Origin of the sequence: Pseudobutyrivibrio sp. C4, assembly GCF_900111635.1 — a bacterium.
GTDB lineage: Bacteria > Bacillota > Clostridia > Lachnospirales > Lachnospiraceae > Pseudobutyrivibrio > Pseudobutyrivibrio ruminis.
Genome location: NZ_FOHF01000008.1, coordinates 1 through 12931, shown reverse-complemented (window position 1 = coordinate 12931; position 12931 = coordinate 1). Strand labels below are relative to the sequence as shown.

Here is a 12931-nt window from a genome sequence, read left to right as displayed (position 1 = left end):
ATTTTTACCTTAGATTTCTACATTGAAATGTGCAAATAAAATCTTTTCTGCTTCAGGATTCCAAAGACCATTGTGTGCCTTACAGCTTTCATCCAGCTTTGCAAACAGCTCATCTTTCTTACCTAGCTCCTCGAAATCATCGATAGCTGTAAGAGGCATATCAAACTGAGTGTAGCAAAGCTTTTTACCACCTGGAATTCCAGGAAGATTGCAAGTTGTATCAGCAACAGCGTCAAGTCCACCTACATGTGTAACCATTACCGATGGATTAATTTCACCCTTTGCAGCAAGCTGAAGAGCTTCTAACAAATCATCATTGTTGCCACCTGTAGTTCCAAGTATATGAGTGCTTGTATAGTGAGCATTATAAAGATTTATTTCCGATTTAAACTGATTGTCAGTTGGGCCTGCAAAGAAATTCATGCATCCATCAAATGCAAGAAGTCTATCCCCCATTTCAGCAACAGGCTTGAATGGAACATATACAAACACATCATCGTATCCATGTCCATCTGTTAAAGCCAAAAGCTCTTCCTCTGCATTTTCCTTTGATGAGTTGAAATAGATTAATTCAACTCCCTTTGATGCTGCAAATTCTGGGCTAATTACAGATGCTGCTCTTTCGAGTTTTGCATCGTCTACATCAGTAACCACAATTCTCTTTGGCTTATTTTCAAATCTGATACCATAGCTAACTGCGCCAAGCCCCATTGGTCCGCAGCCACCCATGATAAGAATATTTCCATCTTTCTTCGTACCCATTGCATGGTTATAATTCTGCTTGTTAGTATGGTAATTAGCGTGATATCCACCTATGACACAACTCATTGGTTCTCCAAGTGATGCCTGGTAAAATGCCTCTCCATCATAAGGAAGTAGCGCATCCAATTCCATAACCTCATGTGGCATAATGCAGTAAGTTGCATCTCCACCACAAAATCTGTAAGAATATCCTGGTGAATCAAGTTTTCCTTGATAGTTGAGAGCTGGCTGAAGTGCCCACTTATCTCCTACCTTATACTTATCCTTCCATTTTTCACCAACCTGTACAATCACACCTGAGCATTCATGTCCTGTGATGATTGGATTTACATCGATATCCTGTGGTGCTCTTTTATGCTTCTTTCCTTGCTTTGCTAATTTATATGTCGACATGCAAATGCTGTCGCTAATTACCTTAACCAATATTTCATCGTCTTTGATTTCCGGAAGTTCGAATTCTTCCAATCTCAAATCCATTTCGCCATACATTCTAACTGCTCTTGTTTTCATTGAAGATGTACCTCCATAAAGGAATGTGCATCATCCTTCAAATATGGCGCTTATATCATCCTCCGACATTCCTAATAATCTATCTATACCATCTGCATCCGAAAATGACAGCGCTATTTTTGAAAGTATTTCCAGATGTTCATCGCCAACAGCAGCAACGCCAATTATCACCTTTGGCTTTTCAGCCGCATCCCACTCCTGACCTTCTGGAACAGTCATCAACACAATTCCTGTCTTCCTAATATCTTTCTTAGCTGCTTCAATACCATGTGGCAATGCTACAAAATTACCCATATATGTATTGAAGATTGTCTCCTTCTCAAGCATAGCCTGAGTGTAATTATCATCTGTGTATCCTTCTGCTGAAAAAATAGCACCAATCCTTTTGATGACATTTTCTTTTGTATCTGGCCTTTGATTTAAAAGTATATTTCTCTTTTCTAGTACCACAATGAAACCTCCATTTATATCTCGTTAAGCTGACTACTAAAATATTCTTTTAGTATTTTCTGTAGCTTGTTTCGTATAGTATCCTCTCTGCCATTTTGTATTGCTGAAAGAAAACTTTCATCATCTATAATTGCACTACTAATTCTTCCTAGCATCTCGGAATTTTCTTTTCTATGTTCATCAAGAGGCATAACCATGCAAAGCACCGCTTTTACCCCATTTAGACCTTCACCTGCTAGTTCCTGCCCGTTTTCACAACTAGCAGTGACTACAATACACTCCTTTACAGCTCTACTTCTAGCATGTAAAAGCGCGATTCCTACCTCAGGAAATACCTGGCTCATGATCTGTTCACGAGCCATTATTTCCGAAGCAAGTATTACAGCTGCCTTAGGCGACTCAGTAATATCCGAACTCAGAGAATTCACCAGTTCTTCAAAAGATGTAAGAGGGAATATCTTTAGATGGTGATATTTACGAATAATCCCTTTTAACCTAATAATGATGTTGTTAATCTCATCCAGCTGTCTTGTAAAGTCAGTATCCGCCTGCCTTGTTGGCAATGTGGAATACTCATCTATCTTCATACTGATTTGCAAGATATCTTTTTTGGTAATCATAGGATTAACCATAATGTAATCGGTACCAAAATCATCCATTTCAATGATTGATATAAAGAAATCAGTACGGGATATGATATGTTCAGTTATCTCATCAAAGCCGTAAGCCTTGATGACAATGTCGTAATTTGCAAAATTATTTTTAAGCTTGGCAATCATAAGCTGTGCAACACCAAACCCGCTTGCGCAAATTACTCCAATGCTAACAGTTCTTCTTTTTCTTTTCCTACTTTCGATTTTCTCCTTGGCAGCACCAAAATGCATACAAAGGTATCCAATCTCTGAATCATTTGGCATTAAGCCTGTATGATTGTATATAACTTCTGCCGCTTTTCTACAGTCTTCGTAAACTGAAGGATATTCAGCCTTTATCTGCTCTAGCAAAGGGTTAGATATTGGCATGTCATTCTTCATTCTATAGATTGCTGTTTCAAGATGGACAATCAATCCTGTTATGAAATCGTCCTCATATTTGATTTCGCTGGCATATCCAGAATCAATTGCATCTATCATTTCATCCACGATATTTAGAAGCTCTTCGGCTCCCATGACTTGCTCCAAGCCAGTATCGTTAGAATATTTAAACTTCGCACCTCTAATATGAAGAAGAATATTGTTAATCTCTGCTTCAGGAATAGTTATGTTAAAAACTCCTTCAAGGGTTGTTGCAATCTTTTTTGCAATATCGTATCCCTTGTCCAAAGAAGCATCATAACTTTCCTCAGTAACAAACTTACCCTGTCCTATTCTTTCCACTGCAACTGCCAAATGTACTAATAACCCCACATAAGCATCATTTGTAATGTTTTTCAGGAAAGGCTCGTCTATATCCTCAAGTACAGATCCTACTTCTGCTAGAATGCCCTCATTCATCAATGAATAAATGTTATCGCCCAATGTAGGCTCACTGTCTATTCTCATGTTTTCGGTAACGAAGCGTTGTAAGGCTATTCGATAATTCTTTTCTGAGGCAGACACCATGATGCCAAATCCAGGCTTTTTAATCATCTCAAGATGATATTCCTTTGCCCAGTCTTCAATAGCATCTAAATCGTGGCTAATGGTGGCTTCGCTAACTCCAAACATGTTGCTGAAATAAAACAGCTTTTGTGGTTCACGATTTCTGAGAAGCTCTAGCTTTAATAGATTTCTCCTTCTTTCTTTATCAGCGACAACCATTTCTCTTTGAGCGCTAATCTCTTCGAGAATGGCATTCTTATTTTCATCAGTTCCTTCAATGAAACTGCCTTCACCTTTTCTGCGAACAAATGTTAAATCAAATGCTTTTAAAACATCTGTAATCTCATCTATATCTCGCAGAACGGTACGCTTGCTCACCCCTAAAAAGTCCGCAATTTCCCCATCGGTAAGCGGATGCTTAACGCTCAACAAATGTGTAATAATCTGTTTCACTCGAGGTGTAATATTCATAGTAAAAATCCCTATCTATGCTTTTAATTCATTTACAAGCGCATCATATTCTGGTGCAGCCATGAAGTTTGTGATTGTTATTAATCTTGCCTGCGGAGCATTTCTTCTAGCTCTATCTGCAAGTTCATTATGTGTAACTACAATCTGAGCATCTGATGGAATCTCTGAAACTGAAGCATGCTTAACTTCGATATCAGATCTTCCTGCATCTGTCAGTTTTTTCTTAAGCACTGAAGCGCCCATTGCTGAAGATCCCATTCCAGCATCGCAAGCAAATACGATGTGCTTAATATTTCTAATATCTGCTGTTATTGAGTCAGCAACTGTAGAAACCTGGTCTACAGAAATTCCCTTTGACTGAGCTTTCATTTCCTTCATCTGATTCGTTGAATCAGAAAGTGATGTCTTAGAATTTGAAAGTCTAACAATTGGAGCAGCGATAACAAATGATACGCCTGCTGCAATTACAGCTGATAAAATTACAAGTAATGTCGATCCCTTTGGTGCCATTCCTGCATAAGCGATGATTGAACCTGGTGAAGCTGGACCTGCAAGTCCAAGACCAAGTGTTGTATTGAAAATCATTGCTGCAACAGAACCACCAATTGTTGCAAGTAAAAGAAGTGGATTCATAAGAACATATGGGAAATAAATCTCGTGAATACCACCAAGTAAATGAATGATAAGTGCTCCAGGAGCTGAGTCCTTTGTTGTCTTATCCTTTGCAAACAACATGTATGCTAAAAGTACACCTGTACCCGCACCTGGGTTTGTTTCAATCATGTAGAAGATTGACTTTCCAGCAACAGCCACATCCTCTGCTCCAAGTGGAGTGAAGATACCATGGTTGATAGCGTTGTTAAGGAACAATACCTTAGCTGGCTCAACAAATACAGAAACAAGTGGAAGTAAGCCATTGTTTACAAGAACCTGAACGCCTGCATTTAATATAGCAAGTACGGCGCCCATAAATGGTCCAATTAAATAGTAGCCTACGATTGCAAGCAATAAACCAAAAATTCCAACTGAGAAGTTGTTAACAAGCATCTCAAATCCTGATGGAATCTTTCCTTCAACTGCTTTATCAAACTTTTTGATAACCCAGCCGCCAAGTGGTCCTGCAACCATTGCACCCATAAACATTGTGTATTCTGTTCCACAGATAACACCGATGGCAACAATTGCGCCCATTACTGCCCCGCGGTTTCCACCGACCATCTTACCACCTTGATAAGCTATCAATACTGGTAACACGTAAGTAAGCATCGGACCTACAATGGAACTAAGTTGTGCGTTAGGCAACCAGCCGGTATCAATAAATAGTGCTGTTAGCAAACCCCATGCTATAAAAGCACCAATGTTTGGCATTACCATTCCACTAAGGAATCGGCCAAAGCTTTGTATTCTCTCTTTCATTAGGATTCTCCTCCAAACTGTAAAAGGCTTGGCACGTCTACCTGCACCTAGTTTAAAATCCGAATGCATTCGTCTTGATTGTATTATAAAGGGGAAATGTGAAGAAATTCAATTGTTAGTTATTTGATTTTGTCACACTGAAAAGTGACAAGAGTTTAATGATTATTTTTACTGTACTTTGGGCCGAAATCCAGGCATTTATTCCTCAAAAAAATATTATCTATTACTCAACTGTTACTACCTTTGCAAGGTTTCTTGGTTTATCAACATCAAGTCCCTTATCTGCAGAAACGTAGTATGAATAAATCTGAAGAGCAACGATTTCTGGGAATGACATATACTCGTCATCTAAATCTGGAAGACCAATTACATGATACTCATCAGAGAAATCAGCCTTTAATTCATTCTTAGCAATAAGCACAACGTTTGCTCCACGGGCTCTAATTTCTTTAACATTTGACAATGCTTTTGAAATCAAATGTGTCTGAGTTACCGCAGCGATAACTGGTGTTCCCTCTGAAATAAGAGCGATTGGACCATGCTTTAATTCGCCAGCTGCATATGCCTCTGAATGAATGTAAGAAATCTCCTTAAGCTTTAAGGCGCCTTCCATAAGTACTGTGTAATCCAAACCTCTACCAATCATGAAAAGATCAGAAGCTGTGATTACTTCTTTTGCCAATTTGTGAATTGCATCCTTCTGTCCGATAACCTCTGCCATAGCATCAGGGATTTTTCTAAGGTTGCTAGTAGCTTCCTCAAAATACTCCTCTGTGATTGTTCCTCTTACAAGACCTGACTTAAGGGCAAGCATGTAGAACATTAACATCTGTGTTGTGTAAGCCTTTGTGCTGGCAACTGCAATTTCTGGGCCTGCATCTGTGTAAAGAGTGTAATCTGCAACTCGTGAGATTGATGAACCTCTTACATTTAAGATTGCAAGACATAGTGCACCTGCTTCTTTTGCCTTTCTAAGGGCCTCTAAAGTATCGATTGTCTCACCTGACTGAGAAACTGCAATGAAAAGTGTATCAGGGCCAACTGTAGTATCAGAATAAATAAACTCTGAAGCCATCTCTGTATCAACATTTATTCCTGTCCACTTCTTGAACAACTGAGCTCCCATAATACCTGCATGTAAAGCAGTACCACAGGCAACAATGCAAATACGATTGAAGTTCTTTAAAGCATCGTCTAATGTACCGCCGAAACCAAACTCAATATCGTTATTAACAAGATAGTTGCTTAAAATTCTGCGAATGCAAGTTGGCTGCTCATCAATTTCCTTTGCCATGAAATATGGATAGCCTTGCTTTCCTGGAGCAGAAACATCCCAATCAACCTTTGTGTAATTTGGCTCAACTGGATTACCATCGAAATCTTCTAAAGAAATGCCATCACGATTTGCTGTAAGAATAATTCTCTCATCAAGTACAAAGTACTCCTTTGAATACTTGAAAAGTGCTGCTGGGTCAGAAGACAATACAGTCACATTATCAGTAGTTGTCGCTACGATAGGGCTAACATTTCTAACTGCGTAGATAGTATCTGGCTTATCGTCAAACATGATTACAAACGCAAATGTACCCTTAATCTTTTTGATTACTCTTTTGATTGTCTTCTTTGGATCACCATCGTAGAGCTTATCAATAAGGGCTGCAACAACCTCAGTATCTGTCTCAGTAACAAGCTTATCCTCAAGCTCGTATTCTTCACGTAAATCAGCATAGTTTTCAATGATGCCGTTATGAACTAATGTAACCTTTCCCGAACGATGTGGATGAGCATTCTTATCGCAAACTCCACCATGAGTAGCCCATCTAGTATGACCAATACCGCAGCTAAAATCAGCACCTTCAGCTGGAACAATTCCTCTAAGGTCGCTAACTCTGCCCTGGCACTTGTACACCTGTGAGTCGCCTTCATTTTCACGTCTGATAGCGATTCCTGCACTGTCATATCCTCTATACTCAAGAAGCTCTAATCCATCTAATATATTAGCTAAAGCATCATTTCCTAAAAAACCTATAATTCCACACATATTTTATTCCTCATTCTTTCTATGTATTACAGCAATGCTGTGAAAGTTCAAAACTACCTATCGCATCATCTTTGTTTTGCAGTCACCTGCATATTTGCTAATGCGTTCGCGTTAGGCAACACGGGAGGGCACCCGCCGAATTTTCGATAATCCCTCCTCCTCGTTAACCAGTCGTCCTGGTGCATGGCGCTAAAACGAGGAATAAATACATGGATTTCTTGACCTCTATTCAATTATCAAAGTACAACGGAGTGAATTCTAGCATAGTGTGTAGTATGTGTCAAATAACGACATACAGCTTTTTCTTTCCTGTATATTAATCGCCTGCAATCTGTTAAACTATAGCCAATAATAAGCTAAGGAGATTCTTATGGAAAAGAAAAGTTTAAAGAAAATAATAATCGGAGCTATTGCTCTTGTTGCTTTAATTGCAGTATTTGTACTTTGCTATAACAAATTCAGTGCAAAGCCTACTGAAGGTGCAAAGTCAATTGTAATTGAAGTAGTAGATAATAATGGAGAATCAACAACATATGATATGCATACTGACGCCGAGTATTTAAAGGATGCTATGGATGAGTTGGCAGAATCTGATGATAGTTTTTCTTTCAGCGGTCAAGATGGAGACTACGGACTTATGGTAGAAGTGATTAACGGAACTCAGGCTATCTACGCAGAAGACAATGCATACTGGGCATTATATGTTAACGGAGAATACGGTCAGTATAGTGCTAACCAGCAGCCAGTAGCTGATGACGACACATATACATGGACTTACGAATTAGCACAGTAATATGGACAGCAGATTTACAACCAAAGATATCGCCCTCATCGGAATGATGATTGCATTAATTGAAGTTTGCAAAGCAGTTCTTAGTTTTGCCCCAAATGTAGAACTTACAACATTTTGGCTGATAATGTTCACACTCTTTTTCGGGCGCAAAATTGTTGCAGTGGTCCCTGCATTTATCCTAGTGGAAGTTGCCATCTATGGCATGAATACCTGGTGGATAATGTATATGTATATATGGCCACTGCTTGTGTTATTGGCCTGGCTCTTTAGAAAAGAAGAATCACCTGTATTCTGGGCAATCTTTTCAGGATTATTCGGACTATGTTTCGGCGCACTTTGTTCGCTAACATATTTTGCAATCGGGCTCTTCTCCGGAGGATTAACAGCAGCCATAAATACAGCATTCCCTTGGTGGATTGCAGGCATCCCTTGGGACTTAGTCCATTGCGTCTCCAACTTTGTATTGATGCTAGTCTTATTTGTTCCAGTGAGGAGACTGTTTTTACATTTTAGTTGATTATTTTACATCATCGGAGGACTTAAATAATGAAAAGAAAGCTTATTCTATTAATAATTGCTAGCACATTGTTGCTTTCAGCATGTAATCAATCTAGTGGAGAAACCAACTCTCAAGAATTACAAGAAAACACAGTCAATAGTGCTACTAGCTCGCCAACCAATGATGAGGCCCCAAGTTCAAACTCTAGCACTGAAGACTACTCTGATTATGTAGGCTTATGGTCAACTGATGGCTCTCGCATAACAGATAGTGGAACTGAGTTTAATATTGAAATAGAAGGCGATAAAATAACAAATGCATCTCTCTATACACAAACAAGCTCGTTTGATAGATTTGCCGAAGTCGACAATATCACCGGAACCATTATAGATGGAACTTGTACGTATGAATTTACAGATGATGGTTGGGATAATAGTGGAACACTTTTAATTCAATTAAAAGACAATACCATTACTATTGATGTGGAAGATTTTGTCCTATCAGAAGACAACGTGATAGGTTATGGAATTAATGGGCATTATGATCTTATTAAAGTGCAGGACGATGACTCTCAAACTGCCACCAGCGATACTACTTTAAATAAATATAATGACGATTGGACCGAGGAACAGATTCTAGCTGAGATTGATAAACGAAGTCAATATAAAGACGAAACTTCATACTATCCTGATTTCTTAAAATATAAGGAAGTAGTTTGCGAATGCACTGATATCTCTGTAGATTGCTATCCACTATTTAATACAGATACCCAGTATTATCAAGCAACTGATTTTGAAAATGTTCCACCTGTAATCATTCATTTAGCAAAGAATGAAATCTATGCCAGACATGGTTATATTTTTACGGATGAGGATTTAAACAATTTTTACCTTACACAACTCTGGTACCTTCCAGAAGTACAAGCATCAGACTTCGATGATAGCGTTTTTAATGAATACGAAAAATATAATCTGGAACTGCTTTCAAAGTTAGATACATACTAAATAATAAAAAAATGAGGTCACCCATTTGGATCATCTTTTTTGAGTAAATAATGTATTTATAAAAGTACCAAGAAACGTAGAATGTTCGATTGTAAAAACAGAACATTTGTGCTAGCATTTATCAATGCGGTTTATCCGCACTGAAAGTACCCATGACAGGGTGGTAGTCTCCCGAGCCTATATGGTGTCCGAGCAATTGGATGCTAACGGAAGGGAGGTGGCGCCAGTGAGCGATTACGAAATCATAATGATAATGCTAGGTATCCTAGTATTGCCTTTCACGGCTTGTAGTTTTCTCCTCGCGTTGCTAAACTTTCTCGACAAGAGAAATAGTAAGCGCAAATAAAAATGCCTCTCCTGTCGGCAAACAGGAGAGGCTGTGCTCTTAATGAGCATTTAAATAGTTTCAACTCGTGAGCATCCACTTTGGAGTGGGTGCTTTCTTTATTTATAATATAACATCTTCGGAATTTAGATTCAACGATTATTTAACTTTGGTTTTCTCTAAATAAATCATCATAGCTAACACCAAGTGCATTTTTTAGTTTTTCCAATGTGTCAAACTTAATAGAACTAGTTTCATTATTGTATATTTTATTAAAGTTTTGATAACTCATCGGTTCCATTTTTTTGAAGAGCCAATATTTTGTATGTTCTTGTTCATCTAGTATTTCATCAATTCTCAGTTGGAGCATTTATTTTCCCTCTCTTCTTTTGAATTGATTATAGAATTTCTCTAATTCACAGATAATTCACCTGAACGTTATATAATCTACGCATTAGATATATGTTTTTGAGGAGGCATTTATGGAAAACCACAATGAAAATGAACAAATAAGTTTTACTAACATGTTCCGGTTTATGGCAAATAAAATACGCACTATAGGTACTATAATAGGAACAATTTTAATTATTATTGGTATCATTAAATTTTGCGGAACTATTGGATACTATGGGTACTACGGAACCGATTTGTACAATGAACTATGTACATCATTAGGTGAAATAAAATCTTTACTTAGTTTACTTTTAGTTGCATCTGGCACCCTAATAGATGTTATATCATTAAAACATTAATAAATAGGAACAAATACGAGGAAAAATATATGGATAAAACTGATTCTATGAATAAAATGAATGATCAAAAATCAAAGGTTAGCTTTCCGGTTCGTTTTGTATGTATTGTTATTATAATTATAGGTGTGATATTAGGAGTTGATAAATCTCTTGAAGCTAAGGAACGTGCACGAAATACTTGGGAAGCGCTTATTAAAGCAACTGAAAAGGTGGAAACTGAAGATGGTGAAAAAACCTTATATCAACATATTACTGATTGGCTGAATTCTACAAATCCTATTTTTGATGGAGTAACCTCCGAACAAAGACAAGTTTTAATTGATTGGAAAAATGAATATGAGCACAGCCATTAAACTAGAAGGAGATAAAACTATGTCAAACCCTGAATTTACACCAATCGAAGCTGTTGAAATAATAAAAAGGATTAATATTATAGGGCCTTTTACACTCCCTGATGTATATAGAGAAAAATGGAATTTGATGTCACGTGCTAGAGGTGCAGGTGCTTTCGGCAGAAAGTTTTTCTATTATATATCAAAACATCCAGAAGAAGGCATTAGTCGTATTGAGGGGCTGAAAATAAAAAATAGGGCTGTCTACAAATATACTTCTCTTCGCGAAATATAGTTTTAAAAGATTTTTTGGGGGCAAAGAAATGGTTGTTTTATTATCAGTAGTTCTTATCATTTGTATTCTATCTGTAATCATTTTATATATTTTGTATTTTAAAATATTACATTCTAATTTAAAAGTTAGTTTTCCAATTCTTTTATTTATAGTTATTGGAATACTACTCGCGGTAACATATAGTATTGTTTTGATAGACAATAAGAAAGACACCGCAATACTTGAATATGAAACTCTCATTGTACAGATTAATACAGCTGAAACATATGATGATTGCGAGCTTGCATACAATAATGCTGTATATTGGTTAGATAAAACAAATGGCCATTTAATAGATGGCGCAACTAAAGAGCAACGAAATGAAATCGAAAAATTTGTAGATTATTACAATGACTATTTCAAATAAAAACTTAAGCTTTTTCCAAAGTTTTCATTATTGCAGTTAAAGGGAGTGCCGTATTACTACTTCAGCGCTCCCTTTTGTTTCTGTATATAAGTATTATAGCCTATTTTTTCGTTCTCCCATTTGTTGGCTGTCTAAAAATAGGATTCATAGATGCCTTTTTTACCAGATACATAAGCACCTGCACTTCATTGGCAGATAGCTTCTTAAAGTTTATGTCCCATAAGTTTGATAATCTTGTAACCTCAGCTTTTTCAAGAGTTGTCATTTCATCATCTTTTTGAAAATCTTCCTGCTCCCTTATATTTTCAATATTCCCATTGCCTTTTTTATACTCTTCAATCAGCTTGTCCATATGGTCAAAAAGCTTGTCAGTTAGCTGTTCTTCATCTCCAGTATCCCAATCCTTCTTATGATCATTTCTTATATCTTTAGCAATAGCCTTTATATCAGACTCAATTAAATCACCAAAATAATAATAATCATCAATAACATGTATGCAAATGGAATGCAGCAAGCTGATATTCAGCGAATGGCAGGTCATGCCAATCCAGCTACAACAGACCACTATAAAAGAGTGTCACGACTTGGTGATATTGATACTGATAGTTGGAATGAGATGTTTGGATAATGCCAAAATAAGAAAAAAATAAGGGCTATAAGCCCTAAAACAATGATTGTACCCCAGTTGTACCCCTTGTGTCCCCCTCGCTCGACGGGATTAAGGAAACATCTCGTCAAATTGCGCGAGACGGGGTGCGGGTGTCCAGTGGACACCTCTGCGAAGCAGAAGCACCGACCGAGCCGGCAGGCGAGACCTCGAACCTTCGAGGCCCGTATGGGCCTACGCGCTCGACGGGATTAAGGAAGCATCACGATTTCTCATCGCAAGCTCGATAAATCGTGATAGGTCGTCCCGTCTCGATGTAAAGTGCTCTTTAATACAAAAAATGAGGTCACCCATTTGGATGACCTCATTTTTTATATTAAAAGAGCGCGAGACGGGACTCGAACCCGCGACCCCCACCTTGGCAAGGTGGTGCTCCACCAACTGAGCCACTCGCGCATATCTGTTGTTTCCTCAACAACAAGATGTATTCTATAGGATAAAATCCTATAAGTCAATACAGTTTTTTAAAGTTGCAAAGCTTACTTTTTATCGGTTGATTTTCAGAAAATTCAAATATCTATTATTCTGCTTTTCAAATCTCTATATGCTATACTCAATTGTAAAGTATCTAGATAAAAAGGCGGTTTAAATATGAACTTAGAAAATAAAAATGGTGTTTCCTTTCTTA

15 protein-coding genes and 1 tRNA gene are annotated in these 12931 nt (G+C 37.6%); 8 read left to right on the top strand and 8 right to left on the bottom strand.

The genetic code is table 11. From position 1 onward, the window contains the following. Positions 1-9: 9 nt before the first annotated feature. From BMY66_RS11565 to glmS, 5 genes are all read right to left on the bottom strand, one after another. Positions 10-1272: a zinc-binding dehydrogenase gene (locus tag BMY66_RS11565; RefSeq protein WP_074790061.1), complete on the bottom strand. Its 1263-nt coding sequence runs from the start codon at positions 1270-1272 to the stop codon at positions 10-12. A gap of 30 nt (positions 1273-1302) precedes the next feature. Beyond that, positions 1303-1722, bottom strand: a complete 420-nt coding sequence (locus BMY66_RS11560; RefSeq protein WP_207645503.1) for a PTS mannitol transporter subunit IIA — start codon at positions 1720-1722, stop codon at positions 1303-1305. Positions 1723-1736: 14 nt separating this feature from the next. Then, positions 1737-3773, bottom strand: coding sequence for a BglG family transcription antiterminator (locus BMY66_RS11555; RefSeq protein WP_074790059.1), 2037 nt, complete (start codon positions 3771-3773; stop codon positions 1737-1739). Positions 3774-3788: 15 nt separating this feature from the next. Further along, positions 3789-5189, bottom strand: coding sequence for a PTS mannitol transporter subunit IIBC (locus BMY66_RS11550; protein ID WP_074790058.1), 1401 nt, complete (start codon positions 5187-5189; stop codon positions 3789-3791). A 223-nt stretch (positions 5190-5412) separates the two neighbouring features. Continuing rightward, on the bottom strand, positions 5413-7230 hold the full coding sequence (glmS, locus tag BMY66_RS11545) for a glutamine--fructose-6-phosphate transaminase (isomerizing) (protein WP_090395273.1): 1818 nt from the start codon (positions 7228-7230) through the stop codon (positions 5413-5415). A 370-nt stretch (positions 7231-7600) separates the two neighbouring features. Here glmS and BMY66_RS11540 point away from each other — a divergent pair, with 370 nt between their 5' ends. From BMY66_RS11540 to BMY66_RS11530, 3 genes are read left to right on the top strand one after another with little or no spacing between them, the layout of a single operon-like run. Continuing rightward, entirely contained in the window at positions 7601-8023 is a 423-nt protein-coding gene (locus BMY66_RS11540; protein ID WP_090395272.1) for a DUF4430 domain-containing protein, read from the top strand. A 1-nt stretch (position 8024) separates the two neighbouring features. Beyond that, positions 8025-8540 (top strand): hypothetical protein, encoded by a 516-nt coding sequence (locus tag BMY66_RS11535; protein WP_090395271.1) that lies wholly within the window; start codon positions 8025-8027, stop codon positions 8538-8540. Between the two features lie 29 nt (positions 8541-8569). Then, a complete protein-coding gene (locus BMY66_RS11530) occupies positions 8570-9526 on the top strand; it encodes a YARHG domain-containing protein (protein WP_090395270.1) in 957 nt (318 codons plus the stop codon). Between the two features lie 488 nt (positions 9527-10014). On the opposite strand, the gene BMY66_RS11525 is transcribed toward BMY66_RS11530, so the two are convergent. Continuing rightward, positions 10015-10221 (bottom strand): helix-turn-helix domain-containing protein, encoded by a 207-nt coding sequence (locus BMY66_RS11525; RefSeq protein WP_044935837.1) that lies wholly within the window; start codon positions 10219-10221, stop codon positions 10015-10017. 112 nt (positions 10222-10333) lie between these two features. Here BMY66_RS11525 and BMY66_RS11520 point away from each other — a divergent pair, with 112 nt between their 5' ends. The 4 genes from BMY66_RS11520 (at position 10334) to BMY66_RS13645 (ending at position 11636) form a co-directional block, all read left to right on the top strand. After that, positions 10334-10603: a hypothetical protein gene (locus BMY66_RS11520; RefSeq protein WP_044935835.1), complete on the top strand. Its 270-nt coding sequence runs from the start codon at positions 10334-10336 to the stop codon at positions 10601-10603. Between the two features lie 29 nt (positions 10604-10632). After that, the gene (locus BMY66_RS11515) at positions 10633-10956 is read left to right on the top strand and encodes a hypothetical protein (protein ID WP_044935832.1); all 324 of its coding nucleotides are present in this window, start codon (positions 10633-10635) and stop codon (positions 10954-10956) included. 19 nt (positions 10957-10975) lie between these two features. After that, positions 10976-11230 carry a hypothetical protein gene (locus BMY66_RS11510; RefSeq protein WP_044935829.1) on the top strand — a complete coding sequence of 85 codons (255 nt, stop codon included), beginning with the start codon at positions 10976-10978 and terminating at the stop codon, positions 11228-11230. A 190-nt stretch (positions 11231-11420) separates the two neighbouring features. Beyond that, on the top strand, positions 11421-11636 hold the full coding sequence (locus BMY66_RS13645) for a hypothetical protein (RefSeq protein WP_143064538.1): 216 nt from the start codon (positions 11421-11423) through the stop codon (positions 11634-11636). 100 nt (positions 11637-11736) lie between these two features. Here BMY66_RS13645 and BMY66_RS11500 read toward each other — a convergent pair whose 3' ends face one another. After that, positions 11737-12150: a hypothetical protein gene (locus tag BMY66_RS11500; RefSeq protein ID WP_143064537.1), complete on the bottom strand. Its 414-nt coding sequence runs from the start codon at positions 12148-12150 to the stop codon at positions 11737-11739. Here BMY66_RS11500 and BMY66_RS13950 point away from each other — a divergent pair. Continuing rightward, positions 12142-12264, top strand: a complete 123-nt coding sequence (locus tag BMY66_RS13950; RefSeq protein ID WP_256377524.1) for a hypothetical protein — start codon at positions 12142-12144, stop codon at positions 12262-12264. The two genes, BMY66_RS11500 and BMY66_RS13950, sit on opposite strands and share 9 nt — an antisense overlap. Positions 12265-12626: 362 nt before the next feature. On the opposite strand, the gene BMY66_RS11495 is transcribed toward BMY66_RS13950, so the two are convergent. Next, a tRNA-Gly gene (locus BMY66_RS11495) sits at positions 12627-12699 on the bottom strand. Between the last annotated feature and the right edge of the window lie 232 nt (positions 12700-12931).